Genomic DNA, 23,681 nt, shown 5'->3' on the forward strand with positions numbered 1-23,681 from the left:
CCAGCAGTCAGGCAATCAGTTGCCCTTGACCGCCTTGCCGTCGACCGAACCACCCTGCAGTACGATCACGTACTCCTTGCCGTCAGTCTCGACCTGGCGCAGTTGTACCAGCAGGTAATCCCAGTCCTTGGCGAACCACAGCTCGGTGATGCGCTTGCTCTGGCTCGGGTCGCGTACACGCTCGACCTTGATGGCATCGACCTGGCCGGTCTTGGTGGTGACTTTTTCGGTGCCCAGGACGCGGAAGTCATAGGTATCGATCTCGTCGCCATCAACCACCTGGTAGCTCACGCTCTTCTTGCCGGCCGCGACATCGTGCTGCAAGGCCAGTTGATAGGTGGATTTGTCCAGCACGCCACGGTTGAGGGGCAGGTTGACCGGGTCGCCACGGTCACTGCCGGTGATCTTCTTGCTGCTCCAGTCGAAGTCCAGGTCGACTTTCTTGGCCTTGCCCAGGCCGCCACGTTCGAAGTGGTAGGTCTGTGGCAGCAGGGTGTCCTTGTCCAGGCGCAGGGTGCTTTGCTCGGTCAGGCTGGCGATCATCATCGATGCCTTGAAGTTCAGGCTCCAGGTGCCGTTGGCATTCTTTTCCAGGCTGCGCTCGGCGGTGCCGCTCATGGGCAGCTGCTTCCAGTCGGCGGTGTAGCTTGCCGAGAAAGGTTTCAGATCCGCTGCCTGAAGCGGCAGTGCGAGCACGGCAAGAGCGAAGAGCAGGGCGCGACGCATAGTATCTCCTAGGGTCGAATCAAGTGGCCGCTGGCCGCCAGGGGCTGGCCATCCAGTAGAGCACCGTGCTCACCGAGGCGCAAACGACCTTCGGCGAACCAGCGCACCGCCAGCGGGTAAATCCGGTGTTCCTGGCTGTGAACCCGTTGCGCCAGAACCTCTGGCGTGTCATCCAACTCTACCGGTATTACAGCCTGTACGACCAGTGGTCCGCCGTCGAGTTCCTCGGTCACGAAGTGCACGCTGCAGCCATGCTCCTTGTCACCCGCTTCGAGAGCGCGTTGATGGGTATGCAGGCCCTTGTATTTGGGCAGCAGCGACGGGTGGATGTTGAGCAGGCGACCTTGATAGTGACGGACGAAGCCGGCACTGAGGATGCGCATGAAACCGGCCAGTACCACCAGCTGTGGCTGGTATCCATCGATCAGCTCGACCAGTGCCGCGTCGAACGCCTCGCGGCCTTCGAAGGCTTTGTGGTCGAGCACAGCGGTGTCGATGCCGGCATCACGGGCGCGCTGCAGGCCATAGGCATCGGCGCGGTTGGAGATGACCGCGCGGATCCGCACCGGGCTATCGCCGGTGCGGACGCTGTCGATCAAGGCTTGCAGATTACTGCCGGTGCCGGACAGCAGCACCACGACATCACAAGACGTGCTTGGCATCAGTGCGCCTTGACGTTCTTCAGCTCGACCTGGGCAGCGCCTTCGGCGGCAACGCCGATCTGGCCGATGACCCATGGTTGCTCGCCGGAGTCACGCAGGTTGTTCAGGGCGATCTCGACCTGGTCCTGGGCCACGCAGATGACCATGCCGACGCCGCAGTTCAGCACGCGGTGCATTTCGTGTTCGTCAACGTTGCCTTGCTGTTGCAGCCAGTCGAAGACTGCCGGACGGTTCCAGCTGGCGACATCAACCACCGCCTGGGCGCCTTTTGGCAGGACGCGCGGGATGTTGTCGAGCAGGCCGCCACCGGTGATGTGGGCCATGGCCTTGACCGCGCCGGTGTCCTTGATCAGCTTGAGTAGCGGTTTGACGTAGATGCGGGTCGGCGCCATCAGCAGTTCGGTCAGCGGCTTGCCGTCGAGCTGGGTGCTTTCGATGTCGGCACCGGACACTTCGATGATCTTGCGGATCAGCGAGTAGCCGTTGGAGTGCGGACCGGAAGACGGCAGGGCGATCAGCGCGTCGCCAGTGGCAACCTTGGAGCCGTCAATGATCTCGGCTTTTTCCACGACGCCAACGCAGAAGCCGGCCAGGTCGTAGTCTTCACCTTCATACATGCCAGGCATTTCAGCGGTTTCACCGCCGACCAGGGAGCAGCCAGCCAGTTCGCAGCCAGCACCGATACCGGTAACTACGGTGGCGGCAACGTCAACGTTGAGCTTGCCGGTGGCGTAGTAGTCGAGGAAGAACAGCGGCTCGGCGCCGCACACCACCAGGTCGTTGACGCACATGGCGACCAGGTCCTGGCCGATGCTGTCATGCTTGTTCAGGTTCAGCGCCAGGCGCAGCTTGGTGCCGACGCCGTCGGTGCCGGAGACCAGAACCGGTTGTTTGTAGCCGGCCGGGATTTCACAGAGGGCGCCAAAACCGCCCAGGCCGCCCATGACTTCCGGGCGCGCCGTGCGCTTGGCAACGCCTTTGATGCGTTCGACCAATGCTTCGCCGGCGTCGATGTCTACACCGGCGTCCTTGTAGCTCAGGGAGGGTTGCTTGCTCATGATCCAGGCCTTTAGGGGGGAGGGATTCAGGGGAATCGACCGTGACCTGCCAGGCAAAGCGGAGGGTAATCCGGCTGCCTGACCGTCACCGGTCTGCGAAGGCGCGCGATTTTATCAGGGTTGCCCGGTAGCGGCCATCCTCAGGCCGACGGGTAGAGCCCAGATCGGCTAAAAAAATAGCCTTTAACCGTGTCTCACTGGTTGCCAGAGCGCAGGCTGTATAAGGTATAGCAAAGGCTTTGATATGAAATTGACCGCGCTGGCTGAATGTTTTGCCGGGTGCTGCGGTCATACCGACATCTATCTATAAGCATCGCCTCTTTATTACCAGGACAGGAATCCTCCATGCGTTTGCGTAATTACCTGGCCGTTGGCTGTCTTGCCTTGCTGGGGCTGTCGGCTCAGGCCGAAACCCTTTCCGGCCTCTATCAGGTTCGCGAACCGGTCAACGGCCAGGGCGCCGAAGCCCGCACCCAGGCCACCGGCAAAGCCCTTGAAACCCTCGTGCAGCGCCTGACCGGCGACCCCAAGGCGGCGCAGAGCCCGGCCCTGGCCGGACTGCGCAAGGACCCGCAACAGATCATCAGTCAGTTCGGCTTCGAGGCCGGACCACCGGAAACCGTGCTGATCGACTTCGATCCGGGCAGCACAGAGCGCACCTTGCTTCAGGCGGGGCTGGCGCTGTGGGGCAACAACCGGCCTTCGATCCTCGGCTGGTGGTTGAATGACAGTACCGAAGGCTCAAACCTGGTCGGCGACGGCCAGAACAGTGCCGCGCCATTGCGCCGTGCCGCCCGGCACCGTGGCCTGCCATTGCGCCTGCCGCTGGCCGACCTCAATGAGCAGTTGGTGGCCACCACGAAAAATCTTGAGGGCGCAGACCCTGCGCCGCTGCGCGAGGCTTCCGAACGTTATGGCGCCGACGCCCTGCTGGCGGTGCATGCCAGCGAAGCCGATGGCAAGTGGCAGGGCACCTGGCGCCTGTGGTTGGGTGAGCAGCGCGAGCAGGGCAAGGTTGAAGCTGGCGACCAGGCAGCGCTGGCCGACGCCGTGATGCTGGCAGTCAGCAACCGCCTGGCGCCGCGCTTCGTGACTCGCCCCGGTGCCAGCAGTGAAATGCAGGTGCAGGTCCAGGGCATGAACCTGGCACGTTATGCCGAGCTGGGCCGGGTGCTGGAGCCCTATGGCGCGCGCCTGAAACAGGTTGAAGGCGATACCCTTATCTATCAGGTCACTGGCAACAGCGATCAGCTACGTGCCCAACTGGGCCTGGCCAAGCTGCAGGAGCTGCCAGCCGAAACACCGGTACCGCAACCGGCAATTGATCCGGCCAACCCGGGTGCGACTCAGGCCGTTGCTGCAAAACCGTTCAATGGTCTGCGTTTTCGTTGGTAATCTCTGACCTCTGGCCTGGAGCCGTTCATGATTGATATGCGTCGCTGGGTATGGCTCGGCGTAACCTTGCTGTGCGCCGCTTTGCTGTACTGGCTGCAGCCGATTCTGTCGCCGTTTCTGGTGGGCATCCTGCTGGCCTACCTGGCCGACCCGCTGGTTGATCGTCTGGAGCGTGCCGGGTTGTCCCGCACCTGGGGCGTGGTGCTGGTGTTCACCTTGTTTACCCTGTTGCTGACCCTGCTGCTCCTGGTGCTGGTACCGATGTTGGCCAAGCAGCTGGTGCGCCTCTACGAACTGGCGCCGCAGATGCTTGACTGGTTGCAGCATGACGCCTTGTCCTTGGTACAGACACGCCTTGGCCTGGCCGATGGCTTCTGGAAGTTCGACAAGATCAAGGCTGCCATCAGCAGTCATATGGGCCAGACCACCGACATTGTCGGGGTCATCCTGTCCCAGGCCACCGCTTCAGGGCTGGCCCTGCTGGGCTGGTTGGCCAACCTGGTACTGATCCCGGTAGTGAGCTTCTACCTGCTGCGCGACTGGGACCTGATGATGGCCAAGATCCGCAACCTGCTGCCGCGCCAGCGCGAGGAGCGGGTGCTGGCGCTGGCCGGCGAGTGCCATGAAGTGCTCGGCGCTTTTGTCCGTGGCCAGTTGCTGGTGATGCTGTCGCTGGGGGTGATCTATGCCTCTGGCCTGATGCTGGTCGGCCTTGAGCTCGGCTTGTTGATTGGTTTGCTGGCAGGTCTGGCGGCCATCGTGCCGTACATGGGCTTCATTATTGGTATCGGCGCAGCGATGATTGCCGGGTTGTTCCAGTTTGGTGGTGATCCTTATCCGTTGCTTGCGATCGCCGCAGTGTTCATGGTCGGCCAGGCACTGGAGGGCATGGTCCTGACGCCACTGCTGGTAGGCGACCGCATTGGTCTGCACCCGGTGGCGGTGATTTTCGCCATTCTCGCCGGCGGTGAGCTGTTCGGATTCACCGGCGTTCTGCTGGCCCTGCCGGTGGCGGCGGTGATCATGGTGCTGCTGCGTCACGTCCATGACCTGTATAAAGAGTCGGGTATTTATGGCGGTGAGATCGACCCGGATCTCTAGCTTGATGGCCAAAGGCTTGCACCGCTTGCCAGGCGTTGATGCAAGCCTTTGATTTTACTTGTGGTCCGCACTGATTGTGCGACTGACGCCACGGGTATAGACTTTGCACACTTTTCACAAAAGGCCCCTTGTGGTTCTTCGGGACTGCCCAGCCAGCATGAAACCGATCCAGTTGCCCTTGGGTGTGCGTCTGCGTGATGACGCCACCTTCATCAACTACTACCCGGGTGCCAACGCCGCCGCATTGGGCTACGTCGAGCGACTCTGCGAAGCCGACGCCGGCTGGACCGAAAGCCTGATCTATCTCTGGGGCAAGCAGGGCGTTGGGCGTACCCACCTGCTGCAAGCCGCCTGCCTGCGATTCGAGCAATTGGGTGAACCCGCCGTTTACCTGCCGCTGGCGCAACTGCTCGACCGCGGTGTCGAACTCCTGGACAACCTGGAGCAGTACGAACTGGTCTGCCTCGACGACTTGCATGTAATTGCCGGCAAGCCGGAGTGGGAAGAGGCCATGTTCCACCTGTTCAACCGCCTGCGTGACAGCGGTCGACGCTTGTTGCTGGCAGCATCCAGTTCGCCGCGGGAACTGCCGATCAAGCTGGCAGACCTCAAGTCGCGCCTGACCCTGGCGCTGATCTTCCAGATGCGTGCCCTGTCTGACGAAGACAAGCTGCGCGCCTTGCAACTGCGTGCCTCGCGTCGCGGCCTGCAACTGTCCGACGAGGTCGGGCACTTCATCCTGACCCGTGGCACGCGTAGCATGAGTGCCTTGTTCGACCTCCTCGAGCGCCTCGATCAAGCTTCGTTGCAGGCTCAGCGCAAGCTTACCATCCCGTTTTTGAAAGAAACTTTAGGCTGGTAAGGCAGGGGCTAGAGCCTCGGCACGTAAAAGTCACATTTTTTTCGATTGAATTTGCAAATCGATGCGATAGAAGGCATAGTCTCGGCTTCTTTAAATCCAAGACACGGTCGTGCCCATGCTGAATCGCTTCGCACCCCTCGTGCCCCTCGCACTTGTGACCCTGCTTTTTGGCTGCGCGGCGCATAGCCCTGTTTCGCAGCAGCAGGCTCAACAACCGCTTTCCGCTCAGGTTTCGAGCAAGTCCTCCGCCTCATCGGTGTTCGAGGAAGAGCTGACCAGCGAAGAAGAACTTCGGGATTTCGCCAGCAGCAAGCCGTACCAGTTGCCAGCCCTGGCCGACAACATTCTCGAACGCGGTATGGCGCTGATCGGTACCCGTTACCGTTTCGGCGGTACCTCGGAGAACACCGGCTTTGACTGCAGCGGTTTCATTGGTTACCTGTTCCGCGAAGAGGCCGGCCTCAACCTGCCGCGCTCCACCCGCGAAATGATCAACGTAAAAGCCCCGCTGGTTGCCCGTAACAACCTCAAGCCGGGTGACCTGCTGTTCTTCAGCACCAATGGTCGCGGCCGTGTCAGTCACGCCGGGATCTACCTGGGCGACGATCAGTTCATTCACTCCAGCAGCCGCCGCAGCGGTGGCGTACGCATCGACAAGCTCGGTGATCGCTACTGGAGCAAGACCTTTATCGAAGCCAAGCGCGCATTGGCCATGGCTCCGACCGCGACCACCCTCTCGCGCAACTGATCATCGGCCTTGCGGTATCACGGCGACGTAGCTGAAAAGCGCGTCGCCGTGCGTGTTTACAGAAAGCGTCTAATCTAAATTCTCAACTATTTTCCGGCCCACCGCCGGACGGCTTCAGACAGGATGTTCTGACCATGGCGATGAAGGCGCGTTTCGCTCTACTTTCCCTGCTGGCACTGCTTGGTGCCTGCTCCAGCCATGCCCCGACCCCAGCCAAGGTGGTCGAGCCAGTTGTCATGGCGCCGCAAGTGTATTTTTCGCCAGTCGCCGAAGATGTGTTGTTCCGTGCTTTGGGCCTGGTCGGTACACCGTATCGTTGGGGCGGCAACACGCCGGACGCGGGTTTTGATTGCAGTGGCTTGATCGGTTACGTCTATCGCGATGCCGCCGGTATTGCCCTGCCGCGCACCACCCGTGAAATGATCGGCGTGCGCGCCCCCAGTATCGACCGTGGGGCCTTGCAATCCGGGGATCTGGTGTTCTTTGCCACCAATGGCGGCTCGCAGGTCAGCCACGCCGGTATCTATGTTGGTGAGGGCCGCTTCGTGCACGCCCCGTCTGCGGGTGGAACCGTGCGTCTGGACTACCTGTCCAACAGCTATTGGAACAAAACCTACCTCAATGCCAAGCGGGTCCTGGTACCGACCCATCTGGCGCGTAACCCCTGACCTTGCGAGGTAGGCGATGACTGCGCAAACGCTCTACCTCGACGATGCCCTCTACCACTACCTGCAAGCGGTTTCTCTTCGCGAGACGCCGTTGCTGGCTCGTTTGCGCTGCGAAACCCAGGCCCTGCCCGAGGCGCGTTGGCAGGTGGCGCCGGAACAAGGGCAGTTGCTCGCGCTGCTGGTGCGCTTGATCGGCGCGCAGCGGGTGATCGAGGTCGGTACTTTCACCGGATACAGCGCACTGTGCATGGCCCAGGCCATGGAGCAGGGGCAGTTGTTGTGCTGCGATCTGCCGGGTAGCTACAACGCCATCGCCTGGCGTTACTGGCAGGAGGCCGGGATAGCGGAGCGTATCGAGCTGCGCCTGGCGCCCGCTTTGCAGACGCTGGCGACTTTGCCATCAGCGTGTTACGACTTGATCTTCATCGATGCCGACAAGGCCAACTACCCCCGTTATCTGGAAGAGGCCCTGCGCTTGCTCCGCCCGGGTGGGCTGGTGCTGTTCGACAACACCCTGTGGAGCGGTCGGGTGTTGCAGGAGCAGCCTGACAGTGTGGATACGCGGGCGATACAGGCGCTGAACCTGGGGCTCAAGGATGATCCGCGGGTGGACCTGTCGATGTTGCCCATAGGGGATGGTTTGACGCTCTGTCGTAAGCGTTGAGGTTACCGGTCTGATCGCGGGGCAAGCCCGCTCTCGCAGGCTTGCCCGGCGATTGATCATGCCTGCTTGAGCAGCAGTGCGACCCCAGGATGATACTGACCGGCCTCGTTGTGCAGCTTGCGGTAGGCATAGGGGAAATACCAGGCAATCGCACAGACGGTATGCTTTTGCAGGTCGTCAACCAGGTCCTGGAGTTCTTCCGGGCTGGCATGTTGCCCGGCTTTCCAGGGGCTGGCGAACAGCGCGGCGACTTTTAGCTGGCTGGGGGCGGCAACCTGGCGGGCAGCAAGCACGGTTTCCTGCAGGGCGTTGTTCAGGTCCAGGCGGGCGATGTGTGGCCAGCGCTGGCTGGCTTGCAGGTACGCGGCTTCTTCACGATTGGCGATGTACAGGTCGCAGCGGCCTTCACGCTCACCTTCGTCGCGCTGCTTCTGGCTCTGGTGATGTTGCAGGGTCACCAGTTCCGCTTGCCAGGCGGCGGCCGAGAGCAGGCTCAGGTTGGCTTGGGCGCCATGCCAGTACGCGGCTTCGCTGTCGCCCAGGGTCTGGTTGAGGCGGTCGATACAGTCGACCCAGCGCTCCAGTGCCGGGCGCAGGAATTCCAGGCGCGGGTTATTGATGATCAGGCCTTGCATGCCGCTCTCTCCTTTATCGTTGTAATCGAGACAGCCAAATTATGGCTATTTGATATCACTGATGTCAGGGTTACACAAGATGACAAAGACGCCATTGATCCAGGCCAGTGCTGCGCCTTTCATTGACGCTCCGGGTGCAACCCTCTAACCTTCGCGACTTGTTTCAGGTGCTCTGTGGGCTGTGGCCTGGCAGGGTGAAACAGGGAAGCCGGTGGGCACGCAACGGCGTGCGAGTCCGGCGCTGCCCCCGCAACGGTAGGTGAGTCAAGGCCGCGCATGGCCACTGGGTGATCGCACCCGGGAAGGCGCGCGACCCTGGGTGTTCATGGCCCCGCTCACAAGCCCGGAGACCGGCCTGCAACAGCCAACGGCATCACGGAGGGTGATGCGCGGTTTCTTCGGCCTGTGCCGCAGCCCTGCGCGTTTTTCCGTCTGCCTTATCCATTGATCTGTTGCCATCTCTTTGCCGCGAACCCTGTGCAGCTCTGTGCTGCCAGGCGCGTTGCAGAGTGGCTGACAGTGGTTTGCGGAGACTTCGATGACTGAATCCACCGAGCGTGACGAACGCCACCTGGCCCGTATGCAGCGCAAGAAGGCGGTGATCGACGAGCGTATTGCCAACGCCCCTAACGAATGCGGCCTGCTGCTGGTACTCAGTGGTAACGGCAAGGGCAAGAGCAGCTCGGCCTTCGGCATGCTCGCCCGAGCCATGGGCCATGGTATGCAATGCGGCGTGGTGCAGTTCATCAAGGGCCGCAACAGCACGGGCGAAGAGCTGTTCTTCCGGCGTTTCCCCGAGCAGGTGCACTATCACGTGATGGGCGAGGGCTTCACCTGGGAAACCCAGGACCGCCAGCGTGACATCGCCGCAGCCGAAGCGGCCTGGGCGGTTTCGCGCCAGTTGCTGCAGGACCCGGCGATCACCTTCGTGGTGCTCGACGAGCTGAATATCGCCCTCAAACATGGTTACCTTGACCTGGAACAGGTGCTCAGCGACCTGCAGGCGCGTCCGCCGATGCAGCACGTGATCGTCACCGGTCGTGGCGCCAAGGATGAAATGATCGAACTGGCCGACACCGTCACCGAGATGGGCATGATCAAGCACGCTTTCCAGGCCGGTATCCGCGCCCAGAAGGGCGTTGAGCTATGAGTGACACGCGCCACTGCCCGGCGGTACTGATTGCCGCCCCGGCCTCGGGCCAGGGCAAGACTACGGTGACCGCCGCCCTGGCACGGCTGCACCGCAATCTCGGGCGTAAGGTGCGGGTGTTCAAGTGCGGCCCGGACTTCCTGGACCCGATGATTCTCGAACGGGCCAGCGGTGCACCGGTGTACCAGCTGGACCTGTGGATGGTCGGCGAGCAGGAAAGTCGGCGATTGCTCTGGGAAGCGGCAGGGGACGCCGATCTTATCCTGATCGAAGGGGTCATGGGCCTGTTCGACGGTACACCGTCGAGCGCCGACCTTGCCCGCCATTTCAATGTGCCGGTGCTGGCGGTGATCGACGGCACCGCCATGGCCCAGACTTTCGGCGCCCTGGCCCTGGGCCTGGCGCGTTATCAGCCCGACTTGCCGTTTGCCGGGGTGCTGGCCAACCGTGTCGGTACCCTGCGCCACGCCCAGTTGCTTGAAGGCAGTCTAACCGAAGGGCTGCGCTGGTACGGCGGCCTGTCGCGGGAGACCGGGATTGAATTGCCGAGCCGCCACCTGGGGTTGGTCCAGGCTAGTGAACTCAATGATCTGGATGTTCGCCTGGACGCTGCAGCCGCAGCCCTCGGGGCCAGTTGTGAGTCGTCCTTGCCGCCTGCAGTGGCGTTCGCAGCGCCGACTCCGCAAGTCATCGAGCCCTTGCTCGACGGCGTGACCATCGCTGTGGCTCGGGATGAAGCCTTCGCCTTCACCTACGGCGCCAACCTTGACCTGCTGCAGGCCATGGGCGCCGAGCTGAGATTCTTTTCGCCGCTGCATGAGCGAGCGCTGCCACAGGCGGACAGTCTCTACCTGCCGGGCGGCTACCCGGAACTGCACCACCTGGCGTTGGCTGCCAACACCGAGATGCTCACCGCGATCCGCAGCCATCACCAGGCCGGCAAGCCTCTGCTCGCCGAATGCGGCGGCATGCTCTATCTGCTTGAGGCCCTGACCGATGTCGCGGGTGAGCGTGCCGAGTTGCTGGGTTTGCTGGAAGGCGAAGCAGTGATGCAAAAGCGCCTGGCAGCCCTGGCCCTGCAGGCAGTGGAACTGCCGGAAGGCACCTTGCACGGCCATACCTATCACCATTCGCTGACCACCACCTCGCTTGAGCCGATTGCCCGCGGGCACAGCCCCAATGGTGGCCGTGGCGCCGAAGCGGTCTATCGTTGTGGGCGGCTGACGGCGTCCTATGTGCATTTCTACTTTGCCTCCAACCCGCACGCGGCGGCGGCGCTGTTGGCACCATGAGCGACCAGGCTTTCACGGACGCCGAGCGCGCCGCGGTTTACCGAGTCATCGGCGAGCGCCGCGACATGCGTCACTTCATCAAGGGCGAGGTAGCGCCGCAGCTGCTAGCACGTCTGCTCGAAGCGGCGCACCAGGCGCCCAGCGTCGGCCTGATGCAGCCGTGGCGTTTTATCCGCATCACTGACCGCGACCTGCGCCAGCGCATCCAGAGCTTGGTGGAAGCTGAACGCGTGCGTACCGCTGAGGCACTGGGTGAGCGCTCCGACGACTTCATGAAGCTCAAGGTTGAAGGCATCAGCGATTGCGCTGAAGTCTTGGTGGCGGCGTTGATGGATGACCGCGACAAGCACATTTTTGGCCGTCGCACCTTGCCGGAGATGGACCTCGCCTCATTGTCATGCGCGATCCAGAACCTCTGGCTGGCCGCACGTGCCGAAGGCCTGGGAATGGGGTGGGTATCATTGTTCGAGCCCCTGGCGCTGGCGCAGTTGCTGGGGATGCCGGCCGGTGCCAAGCCGCTGGCGATTCTCTGCCTGGGCCCGGTCCAGGCGTTCTATCCGGCGCCGATGCTGGTCCTCGAAGGCTGGACCACGGCGCGACCCTTGAGTGACATGCTGTTCGAAAACCAGTGGGGAGAGTCTTGATGAGCGTGGCGTTACTGACCGTTGCCGGGGTGGCGCTGGATGCGCTGTTGGGTGAGCCCCAGCGTCGCCATCCACTGGTCGCCTTTGGCCGCTTGGCCGGGCGCCTGGAGCAGCGTTTCAACGCCGCTGGCCGTGGCTGGCGCAGCCATGGTGTGACGGCCTGGTTTCTGGCGGTGATTCCCCTGACCCTGTTAGCCACCTTGCTGTCCTGGTTGCCTTACATCGGCTGGTTGGTCGAGGTCCTGGCCTTGTATTGCGCCTTGGGCCTGCGCAGCTTGGGCGAACATGTGACCCCGGTGGCCGATGCCTTGCGCCGTGATGACCTGGATGAGGCGCGCCGTCGCGTCGGCTTTCTGGTCAGCCGCGAAACCCGCGAACTGGACGAAACAGCGGTGGCGCGCGCAGCCACCGAATCGGTGCTGGAGAATGGCAGCGATGCGGTGTTCGCCGCACTGTTCTGGTTTGTCGTGGCGGGCGCGCCGGGTGTGGTCCTCTATCGCCTGAGCAATACCCTGGATGCCATGTGGGGCTATCGCAATGAACGCTTCGAGCGTTTCGGCTGGGCCGCCGCACGTATCGATGATGTGCTCAACTACATCCCGGCGCGGTTGGTGGCGCTGACCTATGCGCTGCTGGGCAAGACCCGACTGGCGCTGAAGTGCTGGCGACGTCAGGCGCCGCTGTGGGACAGCCCCAATGCCGGTCCGGTGATGGCCGCAGGCGCCGGTGCCCTGGCTGTGGAGCTGGGTGGCCCTGCGGTGTATCACGGTGAATTGCACGAGCGCGCGCAACTGGGCGAAGGCCCGGTGGCTGATGCTGAGTCGATTGAGCGTGGCTGGCGCCTGGTCTGCCAGGGCGTGTGGTTGTGGCTGCTGCTGTTGTGTCTGGGGGCTGAATTCTATGCTTGAGCACGGTGGGCGCCTGCAGCGCGCAGTGCAGCACTACGGTATTGCCCGGGAGCACTGGCTGGACCTGTCCAGCGGTATTGCCCCCTGGCCTTACGCCATTCCGGAAATTCCGCTGCGAGCCTGGGCGCGTTTGCCGGAAACCGACGATGGTCTGGAACAGGCTGCGGCCGAGTACTATCAGGTCGAGCAGGTGCTGCCGGTGGCCGGTTCCCAGGCTGCGATCCAGGCTTTGCCGCACCTGCGTGCGCGCGGCACGGTTGGCGTGTTGTCGCCTTGTTATGCCGAGCACGCCGAGGGCTGGCGTCGCGCCGGGCATCAGGTGCTTGAGCTGCAGGGCGAGCAGGTGGACGAGCGGCTCGACAGCCTGGATGTGCTGGTGGTGGTCAACCCGAACAATCCGACTGGCTGCCTGCTTACGGCTGAGCAGTTGCTGGCCTGGCACGCCCGTCTGGCCTCGCGCGGTGGCTGGTTGCTGGTCGATGAAGCCTTCATCGACAACTCCCCGCAGCACAGCATCGGCGCCCAGGCGCAACGTCCGGGGCTGATCGTGTTGCGCTCGTTCGGCAAGTTCTTTGGCCTGGCCGGTGTGCGTCTGGGCTTTGTGCTGGCTGAGCCGGCTTTGCTGCAACGCCTGGCCGAACTACTGGGACCCTGGACCGTCAGCGGGCCAACGCGGATTCTCGGCCAGGCCTGCCTGCTCGACAGCGCAGCGCATCAGCAGCAGATATCTCGCTGCGCGGCAGCTAGCCAACGTCTGGCAGACTTGCTGAGCAGCGCAGGCTTTGCCCCAGCAGGTGGCTGCGATCTGTTCCAGTACCTGGTCACCGATCAAGCGGTGCTGCTGCATGAGTTCATGGCCCGACGGGGCATTTTGTTGCGTCTGTTCCACCAGCCTGCCAGTCTGCGCTTCGGCTTGCCGGCCACGGAGCAGGACTTTCAGCGCCTGCACCAGGCGTTCAACGACTACCGCAAGGAGCAGCCATGAATACCCTGATGGTGCAGGGCACCACCTCCGATGCCGGCAAGAGCACCCTGGTGACCGCACTGTGTCGCTGGTTGCTGCGCCAGGGCGTGGCGGTGGTGCCGTTCAAGCCGCAGAACATGGCGCTCAACAGTGCCGTGACCGCCGACGGCGGCGAGATCGGCCGGGCCCAGGCGGTTCAGGCCCAGGCCGCGGGACTGGCGCCGCACACCGACATGAACCCGGTTTTGCTCAAACCCAATAGCGACACCGGCGCTCAAGTCATTGTTCACGGTCGCGCGGTCACCAGCATGAACGCGGTGGCGTACCACGACTACAAGGTCATTGCCATGCAGGCGGTGCTGGAGTCTCACCAGCGCTTGAGTGCCCAGTACCCGGTGGTGGTGGTCGAAGGGGCCGGCTCACCAGCGGAGATCAACCTGCGTGCCGGCGATATCGCCAACATGGGCTTTGCCGAAGCGGTGGATTGCCCGGTGATTCTGATTGCCGATATTAACCGTGGTGGGGTGTTCGCCCATCTGGTCGGCACCCTGGAACTGCTGTCGGCCAGCGAGCAGGCGCGGGTCAAAGGGTTTGTCATCAATCGCTTCCGGGGTGACATCGCATTGTTGCAACCGGGCCTGGACTGGCTTGAGGCGCGCACCGGCAAACCGGTGCTGGGCGTGCTGCCGTATGTGATGGACCTGCACCTGGAAGCCGAGGACGGTATCGACCAGCGCCAGGGTGACAAGGCGGCGCGCGCACTCAAAGTGATCGTGCCGGTGCTGCCGCGCATCAGCAACCACACCGATTTCGACCCGCTGCGCCTGCACCCGCAAGTCGACCTGCAGTTCATTGGCCCTGGCGATCCGATTCCGCCAGCTGACCTGATCATCCTGCCGGGCTCCAAGAGCGTGCGCGGCGATCTGGCGCAACTGCGCGCCCGAGGCTGGGATCAGGCCATCACCCGGCATCTGCGTTACGGCGGCAAGGTGCTGGGCATCTGTGGCGGCCTGCAGATGCTTGGCCAACGAGTGGAAGACCCACTTGGGCTGGAAGGCGTGGCCGGCAGTAGCGATGGCCTGGGCTTGCTCGATTTCGTCACCGTGCTGCAAGCGCACAAGCAGTTGCGTAACGTCGCGGGTACCTTGCAGCTGGAGCAGGCGCCGATCAGCGGTTATGAGATCCATGCCGGGGTGACCCAGGGCGTGGCGCTGGAGCGGCCTGCCGTGCAGCTGGCAGACGGTCGCAGCGATGGCGCCATCAGTGCCGACGGACAGATCCTCGCGACCTACCTGCACGGCCTGTTCGAAAGCCCGCAAGCGTGCGCGGCATTGTTGCGCTGGGCCGGTTTGCATGAGGTCGAGCAGGTCGATTACCAAGCGCTGCGTGAGCGCGACATCGAGCGTCTGGCTGACCTGGTCGAGCAGCACCTGGATACCACTTGCCTACGCCAACTGTGCGGACTGAACTGACATGCTCAACCTGATCCTTGGTGGCGCCCGTTCCGGCAAGAGCCGCCTGGCTGAACAACTGGCCGAGCGTAGCGGCTTGTCAGTCACCTACATCGCCACCAGTGAACCGCTGGATGGCGAAATGAATGCCCGGGTGCAACTGCACCGTGAGCGCCGGCCCTCCAGTTGGGCGCTGATTGAAGAGCCGCTAGCGCTGGCCCAGGTGCTGCGCGCCAACGCCAGCGCCGAGCGCTGCCTGTTGGTGGATTGCCTGACCCTGTGGCTGACCAACCTGCTGATGCTGGACAACCCGGAACGTCTGCTGGCCGAGCGCACGGCGCTGCTTGATTGTCTGGCCGAGTTGCCGGGCGAAATCATTCTGGTCAGCAACGAGACCGGTCTTGGCGTTGTGCCGCTGGGCGAGTTGACCCGTCGCTATGTCGATGAAGCCGGCTGGTTGCACCAGGCGATTGCCGAACGTTGCCAGCGGGTGGTGCTGACCGTCGCTGGCCTGCCTCTTACCCTGAAAGGAACTGCACCATGAGTCACAACTGGTGGCTTGATGCCTGCCGCGCCGTTGACCAGGCTGCCTGCGACCAGGCCCTGGCGCGTCAGCAGCAATTGACCAAGCCGGCCGGCTCTCTGGGGCGGCTGGAACTGATCGCTGTACAACTTGCCGGTTTGCAGGGGCAACTCAAGCCACGCCTGGACCAGGTGAGCATTGCAATCTTCGCCGGCGATCACGGGGTGGTCGCCGAAGGTATTTCCGCCTATCCCCAGGCGGTGACCGGACAGATGCTGCAGAACTTTGTTGGCGGTGGTGCGGCGATCAGTGTGCTGGCGCGTCAGCTCAATGCCCAGCTGGAGGTGGTGGACCTGGGCACCATCGACCCGCACTTGAGCCTGCCGGGTGTGCGTCACCTGCGGGTGGGGCCAGGCACGGCGAATTTTGCCACGGCCCCGGCAATGACCCGGGAGCAGGGTATGCAAGCGCTGCAAGGTGGTCGTGAGAGTGCCTTGCGCGCGGCGGCCAGCGGCGCCCAGCTGTTCATTGGCGGCGAGATGGGCATCGGCAATACCACCGCTGCCAGTGCCTTGGCGTGTGCCTTGCTCGGTTGCCCGGCGATCGAGCTCAGCGGTCCCGGTACTGGCCTGGATGCCGCTGGCGTTCGCCACAAGGCCGAGGTGATCGAGCGCGCCTTGGCACTGCACAAGGACCTGGCGGATGATCCGTTGCAGCAGTTGTTCTGCTTTGGTGGCTTTGAAATCGCCGCTTTGGTCGGGGCCTATCTGGGCTGCGCCCAGGCCGGGGTCGCGGTATTGATCGATGGCTTTATCTGTACCGTCGCCGCGCTGGTCGCGGTGCGGATCAACCCGGGCTGCCGTGACTGGCTGTTGTTTGGTCACTGCGGCGCTGAGCCCGGGCACCGTCGGGTGCTGGCCGAACTGGATGCAGAACCGGTGCTGGAGCTCGGTTTGCGTCTGGGCGAGGGTAGTGGTGCGGCGTTGGCGGTCCCCGTATTGCGTCTGGCCTGCGACCTGCACGGGCAGATGGCGACGTTCGCCGAAGCCGCGGTGGCGGACCGTCCAGCATGATTATCGACTTGCTGCGCCATGGTGAAACCGAGCTGGGCGGTGGCCTGCGCGGTAGTCTCGATGATGTGCTGACCGCCAAGGGCTGGGCGCAGATGCAGGCTGCTGTGGACGCAGCCGGGCCCTGGCAGGTTCTGGTCAGCTCACCCTTGCAGCGCTGTGCCCGTTTTGCCCACGTGCTGGGTGAGCAAATGCGCCTGCCGGTGCAGTTGGCGCCCAGGTTGCAGGAGTTGCATTTTGGTGAGTGGGAAGGGCGCAGCGCCGCTGATCTGATGCTCACCCATGAGCAGCAGTTGGGGCGGTTCTGGGCAGATCCTTATGCGTTCACCCCTCCAGGTGGAGAACCGCTGACCGACTTCTCTCGGCGGGTGCTGGCAGCCATTGCCGCGTTGCACCAGGAACATGCTGGCAAGAACCTGTTGCTGGTCACCCATGGTGGCGTCATGCGTTTGTTGCTGGCTCGGGCCAGGGGCTTGCCCCGTGAACAGTTACTGCAGGTCGAAGTCGGTCATGGCGCCTTGTGCCGCCTTGAAGTGCAGGCCGACGGCAGTCTGCGGGAAATGCACTGAGATGCTGGCGTTCTGGATTGCCTTGCAGTTTCTCAGCAGCCTTCCGGTGCGTTTGCCGGGGATGCCGACACCTGAGCAATTGGGCCGGTCGCTGCTGTTCTATCCGCTGGTGGGGCTGCTGTTTGGCGTGCTGCTCTGGGGCCTGAGCGCCGTGCTCGACGGCAGCCCGTTGCTGCTGCACGCCGCCTTGTTGCTCTGTGCCTGGGTCCTGCTCAGTGGTGGTCTGCACCTGGATGGCCTGGCTGACAGTGCCGATGCCTGGCTGGGCGGCTTCGGTGACCGTGAGCGCACCCTGGAGATCATGAAAGACCCGCGCAGCGGGCCGATTGCCGTGGTGACGCTGGTGCTGGTGTTACTGCTCAAGTTCTGCGCCGTGCTGGTGCTGGTGGAGCGGGGGCAGGGCCTGTTGTTGATACTGGCACCGTTGCTCGGCCGGGCAGCATTGCTCGGGCTGTTTCTGTCCACGCCCTATGTGCGCGCCGGGGGATTGGGCCAGGCCTTGGCCGATCACGCGCCACGCCGTAGCGGGGGATGGGTGCTGCTTGCCAGTTGTATCCTGTGTCTGTGTCTGGCAGGTCTGCAAGGTTTGTATGTTTTGGCTGTCGCGGGTGTAGTTTTTTTCTTTTTTCGTCGGTTGATGATTCGTCGATTGGCTGGGACCACTGGTGACACCGCCGGTGCGCTACTGGAACTGCTGGAGTTGGCGGTTCTACTCAGTCTGACGCTGTAGTTTCTGGCAATCACGGCCGCCATTTCCCTAGGCTGTCACAGGCGTATGCTGCCCCCTTTCTGGTCGGGAGGTGGCAAATGCGAGAAGTATTGCAAGGCGGGCTGCTGGCCCTGTGTTGTGTATTCGGCAGCGCCCAGGCTGCGGACCTGATCAATTTCTGGGATGCGCCACGTCACGGTGGCAACAGTTTCAATCGACTGCCGCCTGATCAGGCATACTTCCAGGCGCTCAAAGACTACGGTGCTAGCTGGGTCCGGCTGTCTTATGACAAGTGGCAGCCTGCCGGGCGTGACTTCCTGCTGGGTGATGCCGACGGCTACCAAGGGCTGGCCGCCGAGGACCTGGCACAATTGCGCAAGACGCTCGATGCTGCCCATGCCGCCGGGCTCAAGGTGGTCATCGCGCCGTTGTCATTACCGGGCATGCGCTGGGCGCAGAACAATCATGATCGATTCGACGACCGCCTCTGGCAGGGCAAGGCCTGGTGGACGCAATCAGCCGCGTTCTGGCGTGATCTGGCCGCAGCGCTCAAGGACCATCCGGCAATTGCCGCCTACAACCTGATCAACGAGCCGGCGCCGGAGAAGATGGGCGGGCTTGCCGAGCATGCAAGCGCCGCCGAGATGCGGGCCTGGTATCAGCAACAACAGGGCGGCGCCCGTGATTTGCCTGATTTCTATTCGCAGGTCATCGCCGCTATCCGTGAAGTGGACCCGCTGACGCCAGTGATGGTCGATGCCGGTTGGTATGCCGGTGCCGATGCCTTTGTCTATTGGCCTGTGGCATTGGCGGATGCGCGCGTGCTGTACAGCTTCCATATGTATGAACCCTATCAGGCCACTAGCGCACCAAACATGAACCGGGCAAAACCTTATGCCTATCCCGGACCTGTGAAATTTGCCGGGCAGCAACAAACGTGGGACCGCGCCAGGGTTGAGGTTTATCTGCAAAGCCCGTTGCAGTGGGCGCAGGCCCGGCAAGTGCCTGCCAGCCGCCTGGTGGCCGGTGAATTTGGTTGCATGCGCCGCTTGGCAGGGTGCCGACAATACCTGGAGGATGTTCTGGGTACATTGGACCAAGCCAAGCTGCACTGGGCGTTTTACAGCTTTCGGGAAGACAGCTGGGATGGCATGGACTATGAGCTGGGCAGCGCCAAGGTGCCCTGGGCTTATTGGCAGGCGATAGAGCAGGGACGCCCCGACCCGCTGAAACGCCAGGCCACAGCCGAATTCGAGCCAATTCGAAAACGCCTGCAGCCGTAGTTTGATGAGGAAATGCTTGCGCCGATAAATGTGCGGGTATATACACGTACCCATGTTGACCAGTGAATGCATCTGCACCCATCTGCGTCGCGCTGCCCGTGGGGTCAGCCGGCACTATGACGAGGCCCTTGAAGGCTTCGGGATTAACGTCGCGCAGTTTTCCCTGCTACGGCATTTGCGTCGTCTCGATCAGCCGAGTATTTCGACCCTGGCCGAGGCCATGGGCCTGGATCGCAGTACGCTGGGGCGAAACCTGCGGGTGCTGGAAGCGGAAGGGCTGGTGGCGCTGACTGAAGGTCGCGATCTGCGCAATCGTCTGGTGCTGCTGACCGAGCAGGGTCATGAGCGCTTGCGAGTGGCCGAACCTGCCTGGGAAAAGGCCCAGGCGAGCCTGATCGATACCCTGGGTGAAGGGCAGCGTGATGAACTGGTGCGTCTGCTGGAAATACTGGCATGAGCCTTTTTTCGACTTAAAAGCGGGTATATACCCGTTTGACCTTGCGGCAGTCTGGAGAGAACAATAATGACATCGGTATGGCGAACCAGTGGTTGGATTCTCCTGGGGGCGGCGTTGATCCTGGCGCTCTCGCTGGGTGTGCGGCATGGCTTCGGCCTGTTCCTGGCGCCGATGAGCGCAGAGTTCGGCTGGGGGCGTGAAGTATTCGCCTTCGCCATTGCCTTGCAGAACCTGATCTGGGGCCTGGCGCAGCCCTTCGCCGGGGCCTTGGCCGACCGTCTCGGGGCAGCAAAAGTGGTGATGGTCGGCGGCATCCTCTATGCCGTAGGCCTGGTGTTGATGGGGATGTCGGATTCAGCGGTGACCCTGTCCTTGAGTGCTGGTCTGCTGATCGGTATTGGCCTTTCCGGCACCTCGTTCTCGGTGATCCTTGGCGTGGTCGGTCGTGCCGTGCCGGCAGAAAAACGCAGCATGGCCATGGGGATTGCCAGTGCCGCCGGTTCCTTCGGTCAGTTCGCCATGCTCCCGGGTACTCTTGGCCTGATTGGCTGGCTGGGCTGGTCGGCAGCGTTGCTGGTGCTGGGCTTGCTGGTGGCGTTCATCGTGCCGTTGGTGGGCTTGTTGAAAGATCGGCCATTGCCCAGCCAGGGTGTCGAGCAGAGCCTGGGTCAGGCACTGCGTGAGGCCTGCTCGCATTCCGGCTTCTGGTTGCTGGCGCTGGGCTTTTTCGTCTGTGGTTTCCAGGTGGTGTTCATCGGCGTGCATCTACCCGCCTATCTGGTCGACCAGCACTTGCCGGCAACCATTGGCACCACGGTGCTGGCGCTGGTGGGCTTGTTCAATATCGTCGGTACCTACACCGCCGGCTGGCTGGGTGGGCGGATGTCCAAGCCACGCTTGCTGACGGCGCTGTATTTGTTGCGCGCGGTGGTCATCGTGCTGTTCCTGTGGGCGCCGGTTACCCAGTTCAGTGCCTATCTGTTCGGCATCGCCATGGGCCTGCTGTGGCTGTCGACGGTGCCGTTGACCAATGGCACCGTCGCGACCTTGTTCGGTGTGCGCAACCTGTCGATGCTCGGCGGTATCGTCTTCCTGTTCCACCAGTTGGGGGCGTTCCTCGGTGGCTGGCTGGGTGGCGTGGTGTACGACCAGACCGGCAATTACGACCTGGTCTGGCAAATCTCGATCCTGCTCAGCCTGTTGGCGGCGGCGCTTAACTGGCCGGTGCGCGAACGTCCTGTGGCGCGCCTGCAGGCGCAAGCGGCATGAACCGTTTTGCCCAGCGCGGGCTCCTGGCCTTGGCCGGGCTACTGCTGCTGGCCCTGGCCTGGTGGGGCTGGCATGAAGGTGGCCTGGCGTTGATGCAGTTGGGCATGGGCGTGTGCTAGGCGTATTCTGAGCAATAAATGCTGGCTCAATGGAGAGACGACGATGCGCACACGCTGGATGTTGGTTCCACTGTTCACCCTGATGGCGGCGGCGTCGGCGCAGGCGGCTGACTGTCCGGCGCTGCTTGAGAAACAGGGCACTCTCCCGGAATTGCGTGGCAAGGAGCAGATCGATTTATGCGAGCGTTTTGCCGGCAAGCCGCTGGTGGTAGTCAACACCGCCAGCTACTGCGGCTTCGCCCCGCAGTTTGAGGGGCTTGAAAGCGTCTACAAGACTTATCACGGACAGGGTCTGGAGATGCTCGGTGTGCCGTCCAACGACTTCAAGCAGGAGGACGCCGACATCGAGAAAACCGCCAAGGTCTGCTATGCCAACTATGGTGTCACGTTCACCATGACCAAGCCGCAGCCGGTGCGTGGTGACGATGTTATTGCCTTGTTCAAGGGCTTGGCCGAGCAAAGCAGTGCACCGAAGTGGAACTTCTACAAGTATGTAGTCGATCGCCAAGGCAAGGTGGTCGCCAGTTTCTCCAGCCTGACCAAGCCGGATGATCCCGAGTTCACGGCCGCTATCGAGAAGGCCATCGCTTCGCAGCCATGAAAAAAACCGCCAATATTGGCGGTTTTTTATGTTGTCGCTAGCTTCTGAATCAGAAGCGGTAGGTGAGCGACGCCCCCAGACCATGAGCGCTGTTCTCGTACTTGGCGTTGTACGAACCCTTGGTCGGGCTGCTCTGGTTGATCTTGGTGTCTTCTTCCCAGAGGTAGGAGTAGGCCAGGTCGATGGTCATGTCGTCGGTCGGGCTGTAGCCGGCGCCCAGGCTCAACACCTTGCGATCGCCGGTCGGGATGCGCGGCGAACGGTCGTGGTTGTTGGTTGGCGACTGGTCAACCGAAAAACCGGTGCGCAGGGTCCATTGCTTGTTCAGCTTGTAGGCCGCACCGATGGCGTGAGCCCAGGTGTCATGCCAGTTCTGCTCTTCGCTGATCTGGCCGAGCGATGGATTCAATGGGGCTGGGACACCCTCGTTGTTGACGGTGATGGCTTCCAGGCGGCTCCAGCGTGTCCAGGTGCTACCGGCATACAAGGTCCAGTTGGCGTCCAGCTCGTGAGTGACCGAGAAGTCGACCGATTCCGGGGTCTTGAGTTTCAGCGTAGCGTCGAACTTGCTGCCGTTGAACGGACCGAAGCCAGCACCGGAAATTTTGGTGTCACCTTCGAGCTTGTAATCGACCATCGAGTGATAGGTCAGACCGACGCGAGTGCTGTCGGTTGCCTGCACCAGAACGCCGATGTTGTAACCGATGGCAGTGTCGTCACCGGAAATCTTCACTTTGCCGTCATTGCTGCCCGGCGAGCCGCGGTTCAACGCAGCAGATTCCAGGGTGCCATCGATGCGGTTGATGGTCGGGCCGAAACCAATCGAAACCTTGTCGTTGAAGGCATAGCTGATGGTTGGCTGCAGGGTGACGATCTGCACTTCGCTTTTGCTGCCGAAGTAACGGCCGGCAAAGCCGTCTTCATAGTCGGTGACCAGGCCGAACGGTACATACATACCGATACCGAAAGCCCAGTGATCATCGATTGGCTTGACGTAGTAGCCCAACGGTACGCCGACGGTTGGCACCATGTCGCCGTCGTTGCTGCCACCAAAAGTGCCACTGCCGCTGATATCAGACTTGGCAATAATGGCTGCGCCACCCACGGTGACTTGTTCGCGCTTCAGGCGCGACATACCGGCAGGGTTGCCGAATACGGTGCTGGCGTCATCGGCAGAAGAAGAACGCCCCGCGAAACCTGTGCCCATGCCGCTGATGCTCTGTTCGTTGAGGGCAAAGCCGCTGGCGAACAATTGAGTCGAGGCGAGTGTGACGGCGAGGCCGAGAGAGGTTTTGAGCATAACTTTTTTCATTATTAGAATTCCTTGGGATCTCCGGGGCGAAAACTACCAACATTTCGCCCGCAGCGCTACAGGCTATATCGCAGGAGATAGAGCGGTTTTGTAGGACAATCCGACCATATTTGTGGGATTTTTCCGAACTTGGAGTTCAGTGACTGTCAGCAGGCTTCAAGAGTCACGGGCGCGATGCAGGTTTGCCAGGCGCAGGTGAAGTCGCGCAGGCGTCCCTGGGGCTGGAAGGTCTGGCGCCAGATGCGGGCCAGGCCAAGTAGATCGTCGGCAGCGGGGAGTTGGGGAGCTTGTTCCTCAATGAGCATCCAGGCGATAGCGGTGGCGTAGCGCAGGTTGACCGTCAGTTCCAGGTGCGGGCCGCTGAGGAAGGCATGCTGGCTGGCCAGGCCGCGGACCAGGCTGGCCAGTTCCGGGTCGCGGGCCAGAAACTGGTCCCAGATGCTTTGGTGGCGTATTTCGCCGATACGGTAGAGGCCGTGCCCGCGGCGATCATGCAGGGCTGAGCCGAGTGCGGACTGGCTGGCGGCAACACCCAGCAACAATGCTTCGGCGCTTGCGCAATGGCGGTCCAGGTAGATCAGGGTCGGGCGGATGACAAATTGGCTCAACTCGCTGGCGGCGATACCCATAATGCCCTCGAACTTGAATTTGGCCGGCGGGCGCTGGAGCTTGGCAGCTGGAGAGTCGGTCAGGCCCGCCGGAAGCGGCGTTTGCCGCTTGAGTTGAAGTGTAGTGTCATATACGCGGCGTAAAGGTCTGTTTTTAAAACATTTGCGGCTTTTGGTTATAAATCATATGCCGTGGGGTGATTAGCCAGGGGCCTGCTAGCTAGTCCCCTCGG

The 23,681-nt window shown here is 62.4% G+C and carries 27 protein-coding genes and 1 riboswitch; of the genes, 21 read left to right on the forward strand and 6 right to left on the reverse strand.

Annotation, left to right across the window (positions count from 1 at the left end; all coding sequences use genetic code 11):
* Positions 1-15: 15 nt before the first annotated feature.
* The 3 genes from C6382_RS19160 to purM are packed head-to-tail and all read right to left on the reverse strand — an operon-like array spanning position 16 to position 2,446.
* Positions 16-726 carry a DUF3108 domain-containing protein gene (locus C6382_RS19160; protein WP_107025923.1) on the reverse strand — a complete coding sequence of 237 codons (711 nt, stop codon included), beginning with the start codon at positions 724-726 and terminating at the stop codon, positions 16-18.
* 8 nt (positions 727-734) lie between these two features.
* Positions 735-1,388 (reverse strand): phosphoribosylglycinamide formyltransferase, encoded by a 654-nt coding sequence (purN, locus tag C6382_RS19165; protein ID WP_107025924.1) that lies wholly within the window; start codon positions 1,386-1,388, stop codon positions 735-737.
* Complete coding sequence (gene purM / locus C6382_RS19170) at positions 1,388-2,446, reverse strand: phosphoribosylformylglycinamidine cyclo-ligase (protein ID WP_107025925.1); 1,059 nt, start codon at positions 2,444-2,446, stop codon at positions 1,388-1,390. The genes purN and purM overlap by 1 nt, the downstream gene beginning before the upstream one ends.
* Positions 2,447-2,791: 345 nt before the next feature.
* On the opposite strand from purM, the gene C6382_RS19175 reads away from it, so the two are divergent.
* The 6 genes from C6382_RS19175 to C6382_RS19200 all read left to right on the forward strand — a co-directional run bounded on the left by C6382_RS19175 (position 2,792) and on the right by C6382_RS19200 (position 7,884).
* Complete coding sequence (locus tag C6382_RS19175) at positions 2,792-3,841, forward strand: DUF2066 domain-containing protein (RefSeq protein WP_107025926.1); 1,050 nt, start codon at positions 2,792-2,794, stop codon at positions 3,839-3,841.
* Between the two features lie 27 nt (positions 3,842-3,868).
* Positions 3,869-4,942, forward strand: a complete 1,074-nt coding sequence (locus C6382_RS19180; protein ID WP_107025927.1) for an AI-2E family transporter — start codon at positions 3,869-3,871, stop codon at positions 4,940-4,942.
* 157 nt (positions 4,943-5,099) lie between these two features.
* Positions 5,100-5,804, forward strand: a complete 705-nt coding sequence (hda, locus tag C6382_RS19185; protein WP_038608127.1) for a DnaA regulatory inactivator Hda — start codon at positions 5,100-5,102, stop codon at positions 5,802-5,804.
* 115 nt (positions 5,805-5,919) lie between these two features.
* Positions 5,920-6,552, forward strand: a complete 633-nt coding sequence (locus C6382_RS19190) for a C40 family peptidase (RefSeq protein ID WP_107025928.1) — start codon at positions 5,920-5,922, stop codon at positions 6,550-6,552.
* A 134-nt stretch (positions 6,553-6,686) separates the two neighbouring features.
* Positions 6,687-7,220, forward strand: a complete 534-nt coding sequence (locus C6382_RS19195) for a C40 family peptidase (RefSeq protein ID WP_107025929.1) — start codon at positions 6,687-6,689, stop codon at positions 7,218-7,220.
* 16 nt (positions 7,221-7,236) lie between these two features.
* Positions 7,237-7,884, forward strand: coding sequence for an O-methyltransferase (locus tag C6382_RS19200; protein ID WP_107025930.1), 648 nt, complete (start codon positions 7,237-7,239; stop codon positions 7,882-7,884).
* A 56-nt stretch (positions 7,885-7,940) separates the two neighbouring features.
* On the opposite strand, the gene C6382_RS19205 is transcribed toward C6382_RS19200, so the two are convergent.
* Positions 7,941-8,519 carry a hypothetical protein gene (locus C6382_RS19205; protein WP_107025931.1) on the reverse strand — a complete coding sequence of 193 codons (579 nt, stop codon included), beginning with the start codon at positions 8,517-8,519 and terminating at the stop codon, positions 7,941-7,943.
* 148 nt (positions 8,520-8,667) lie between these two features.
* Positions 8,668-8,893: riboswitch (cobalamin riboswitch) on the forward strand.
* A gap of 164 nt (positions 8,894-9,057) precedes the next feature.
* On the opposite strand from C6382_RS19205, the gene cobO reads away from it, so the two are divergent.
* The 15 genes from cobO (at position 9,058) to C6382_RS19275 (ending at position 21,528) form a co-directional block, all read left to right on the forward strand.
* Entirely contained in the window at positions 9,058-9,669 is a 612-nt protein-coding gene (gene cobO / locus C6382_RS19210) for a cob(I)yrinic acid a,c-diamide adenosyltransferase (protein ID WP_107025932.1), read from the forward strand.
* Complete coding sequence (locus tag C6382_RS19215; protein WP_107025933.1) at positions 9,666-10,961, forward strand: cobyrinate a,c-diamide synthase; 1,296 nt, start codon at positions 9,666-9,668, stop codon at positions 10,959-10,961. The genes cobO and C6382_RS19215 overlap by 4 nt, the downstream gene beginning before the upstream one ends.
* Entirely contained in the window at positions 10,958-11,605 is a 648-nt protein-coding gene (gene bluB, locus C6382_RS19220) for a 5,6-dimethylbenzimidazole synthase (RefSeq protein WP_107025934.1), read from the forward strand. The genes C6382_RS19215 and bluB overlap by 4 nt, the downstream gene beginning before the upstream one ends.
* Entirely contained in the window at positions 11,605-12,513 is a 909-nt protein-coding gene (gene cbiB, locus C6382_RS19225) for an adenosylcobinamide-phosphate synthase CbiB (RefSeq protein ID WP_107025935.1), read from the forward strand. Before bluB ends, cbiB begins: the two co-directional genes overlap by 1 nt.
* On the forward strand, positions 12,506-13,498 hold the full coding sequence (cobD, locus tag C6382_RS19230; protein ID WP_107025936.1) for a threonine-phosphate decarboxylase CobD: 993 nt from the start codon (positions 12,506-12,508) through the stop codon (positions 13,496-13,498). The genes cbiB and cobD overlap by 8 nt, the downstream gene beginning before the upstream one ends.
* Positions 13,495-14,949 (forward strand): cobyric acid synthase, encoded by a 1,455-nt coding sequence (locus tag C6382_RS19235; protein WP_107025937.1) that lies wholly within the window; start codon positions 13,495-13,497, stop codon positions 14,947-14,949. The genes cobD and C6382_RS19235 overlap by 4 nt, the downstream gene beginning before the upstream one ends.
* A 1-nt stretch (position 14,950) precedes the next feature.
* On the forward strand, positions 14,951-15,472 hold the full coding sequence (gene cobU, locus C6382_RS19240; protein ID WP_107025938.1) for a bifunctional adenosylcobinamide kinase/adenosylcobinamide-phosphate guanylyltransferase: 522 nt from the start codon (positions 14,951-14,953) through the stop codon (positions 15,470-15,472).
* Positions 15,469-16,524, forward strand: a complete 1,056-nt coding sequence (gene cobT, locus C6382_RS19245) for a nicotinate-nucleotide--dimethylbenzimidazole phosphoribosyltransferase (RefSeq protein ID WP_107025939.1) — start codon at positions 15,469-15,471, stop codon at positions 16,522-16,524. Before cobU ends, cobT begins: the two co-directional genes overlap by 4 nt.
* Positions 16,521-17,090 (forward strand): alpha-ribazole phosphatase family protein, encoded by a 570-nt coding sequence (gene cobC, locus C6382_RS19250; protein WP_107025940.1) that lies wholly within the window; start codon positions 16,521-16,523, stop codon positions 17,088-17,090. Before cobT ends, cobC begins: the two co-directional genes overlap by 4 nt.
* Before the next feature lies 1 nt (position 17,091).
* On the forward strand, positions 17,092-17,820 hold the full coding sequence (locus C6382_RS19255) for an adenosylcobinamide-GDP ribazoletransferase (protein ID WP_107025941.1): 729 nt from the start codon (positions 17,092-17,094) through the stop codon (positions 17,818-17,820).
* A 149-nt stretch (positions 17,821-17,969) separates the two neighbouring features.
* Positions 17,970-19,082 (forward strand): glycoside hydrolase family 5 protein, encoded by a 1,113-nt coding sequence (locus C6382_RS19260; protein ID WP_256589152.1) that lies wholly within the window; start codon positions 17,970-17,972, stop codon positions 19,080-19,082.
* Between the two features lie 52 nt (positions 19,083-19,134).
* Positions 19,135-19,539: a MarR family winged helix-turn-helix transcriptional regulator gene (locus C6382_RS19265; RefSeq protein WP_107025943.1), complete on the forward strand. Its 405-nt coding sequence runs from the start codon at positions 19,135-19,137 to the stop codon at positions 19,537-19,539.
* A 66-nt stretch (positions 19,540-19,605) separates the two neighbouring features.
* A complete protein-coding gene (locus C6382_RS19270) occupies positions 19,606-20,808 on the forward strand; it encodes an MFS transporter (protein ID WP_107025944.1) in 1,203 nt (400 codons plus the stop codon).
* Positions 20,805-20,927, forward strand: a complete 123-nt coding sequence (locus C6382_RS24425) for a hypothetical protein (protein WP_256589148.1) — start codon at positions 20,805-20,807, stop codon at positions 20,925-20,927. The genes C6382_RS19270 and C6382_RS24425 overlap by 4 nt, the downstream gene beginning before the upstream one ends.
* A 43-nt stretch (positions 20,928-20,970) precedes the next feature.
* Positions 20,971-21,528, forward strand: coding sequence for a glutathione peroxidase (locus C6382_RS19275; RefSeq protein ID WP_107025945.1), 558 nt, complete (start codon positions 20,971-20,973; stop codon positions 21,526-21,528).
* Positions 21,529-21,577: 49 nt separating this feature from the next.
* Here C6382_RS19275 and C6382_RS19280 read toward each other — a convergent pair whose 3' ends face one another.
* On the reverse strand, positions 21,578-22,840 hold the full coding sequence (locus tag C6382_RS19280; RefSeq protein ID WP_178082798.1) for an OmpP1/FadL family transporter: 1,263 nt from the start codon (positions 22,838-22,840) through the stop codon (positions 21,578-21,580).
* 146 nt (positions 22,841-22,986) lie between these two features.
* The gene (locus C6382_RS19285) at positions 22,987-23,469 is read right to left on the reverse strand and encodes a hypothetical protein (protein ID WP_107025947.1); all 483 of its coding nucleotides are present in this window, start codon (positions 23,467-23,469) and stop codon (positions 22,987-22,989) included.
* Between the last annotated feature and the right edge of the window lie 212 nt (positions 23,470-23,681).

It is taken from the genome of Pseudomonas sp. BBP2017, from assembly GCF_003024385.1.
GTDB lineage: Bacteria > Pseudomonadota > Gammaproteobacteria > Pseudomonadales > Pseudomonadaceae > Aquipseudomonas.

Coding starts and splice junctions, on each gene's coding strand:
- cobU (WP_107025938.1), top strand. CDS start 14,951: ATGCTCAACCTGATCCTTGGTGGCGCCCGTTCCGGCAAGAGCCGCCTG.
- C6382_RS19160 (WP_107025923.1), bottom strand. CDS start 726: ATGCGTCGCGCCCTGCTCTTCGCTCTTGCCGTGCTCGCACTGCCGCTT.
- C6382_RS24425 (WP_256589148.1), top strand. CDS start 20,805: ATGAACCGTTTTGCCCAGCGCGGGCTCCTGGCCTTGGCCGGGCTACTG.
- C6382_RS19285 (WP_107025947.1), bottom strand. CDS start 23,469: ATGGGTATCGCCGCCAGCGAGTTGAGCCAATTTGTCATCCGCCCGACC.
- C6382_RS19200 (WP_107025930.1), top strand. CDS start 7,237: ATGACTGCGCAAACGCTCTACCTCGACGATGCCCTCTACCACTACCTG.
- C6382_RS19280 (WP_178082798.1), bottom strand. CDS start 22,840: ATGAAAAAAGTTATGCTCAAAACCTCTCTCGGCCTCGCCGTCACACTC.
- C6382_RS19205 (WP_107025931.1), bottom strand. CDS start 8,519: ATGCAAGGCCTGATCATCAATAACCCGCGCCTGGAATTCCTGCGCCCG.
- C6382_RS19215 (WP_107025933.1), top strand. CDS start 9,666: ATGAGTGACACGCGCCACTGCCCGGCGGTACTGATTGCCGCCCCGGCC.
- cobD (WP_107025936.1), top strand. CDS start 12,506: ATGCTTGAGCACGGTGGGCGCCTGCAGCGCGCAGTGCAGCACTACGGT.
- purN (WP_107025924.1), bottom strand. CDS start 1,388: ATGCCAAGCACGTCTTGTGATGTCGTGGTGCTGCTGTCCGGCACCGGC.
- C6382_RS19195 (WP_107025929.1), top strand. CDS start 6,687: ATGGCGATGAAGGCGCGTTTCGCTCTACTTTCCCTGCTGGCACTGCTT.
- C6382_RS19265 (WP_107025943.1), top strand. CDS start 19,135: ATGTTGACCAGTGAATGCATCTGCACCCATCTGCGTCGCGCTGCCCGT.
- bluB (WP_107025934.1), top strand. CDS start 10,958: ATGAGCGACCAGGCTTTCACGGACGCCGAGCGCGCCGCGGTTTACCGA.
- purM (WP_107025925.1), bottom strand. CDS start 2,446: ATGAGCAAGCAACCCTCCCTGAGCTACAAGGACGCCGGTGTAGACATC.
- cobO (WP_107025932.1), top strand. CDS start 9,058: ATGACTGAATCCACCGAGCGTGACGAACGCCACCTGGCCCGTATGCAG.
- cobT (WP_107025939.1), top strand. CDS start 15,469: ATGAGTCACAACTGGTGGCTTGATGCCTGCCGCGCCGTTGACCAGGCT.
- C6382_RS19235 (WP_107025937.1), top strand. CDS start 13,495: ATGAATACCCTGATGGTGCAGGGCACCACCTCCGATGCCGGCAAGAGC.
- cbiB (WP_107025935.1), top strand. CDS start 11,605: ATGAGCGTGGCGTTACTGACCGTTGCCGGGGTGGCGCTGGATGCGCTG.
- C6382_RS19180 (WP_107025927.1), top strand. CDS start 3,869: ATGATTGATATGCGTCGCTGGGTATGGCTCGGCGTAACCTTGCTGTGC.
- C6382_RS19190 (WP_107025928.1), top strand. CDS start 5,920: ATGCTGAATCGCTTCGCACCCCTCGTGCCCCTCGCACTTGTGACCCTG.
- C6382_RS19175 (WP_107025926.1), top strand. CDS start 2,792: ATGCGTTTGCGTAATTACCTGGCCGTTGGCTGTCTTGCCTTGCTGGGG.
- C6382_RS19270 (WP_107025944.1), top strand. CDS start 19,606: ATGACATCGGTATGGCGAACCAGTGGTTGGATTCTCCTGGGGGCGGCG.
- C6382_RS19255 (WP_107025941.1), top strand. CDS start 17,092: ATGCTGGCGTTCTGGATTGCCTTGCAGTTTCTCAGCAGCCTTCCGGTG.
- C6382_RS19275 (WP_107025945.1), top strand. CDS start 20,971: ATGCGCACACGCTGGATGTTGGTTCCACTGTTCACCCTGATGGCGGCG.
- cobC (WP_107025940.1), top strand. CDS start 16,521: ATGATTATCGACTTGCTGCGCCATGGTGAAACCGAGCTGGGCGGTGGC.
- hda (WP_038608127.1), top strand. CDS start 5,100: ATGAAACCGATCCAGTTGCCCTTGGGTGTGCGTCTGCGTGATGACGCC.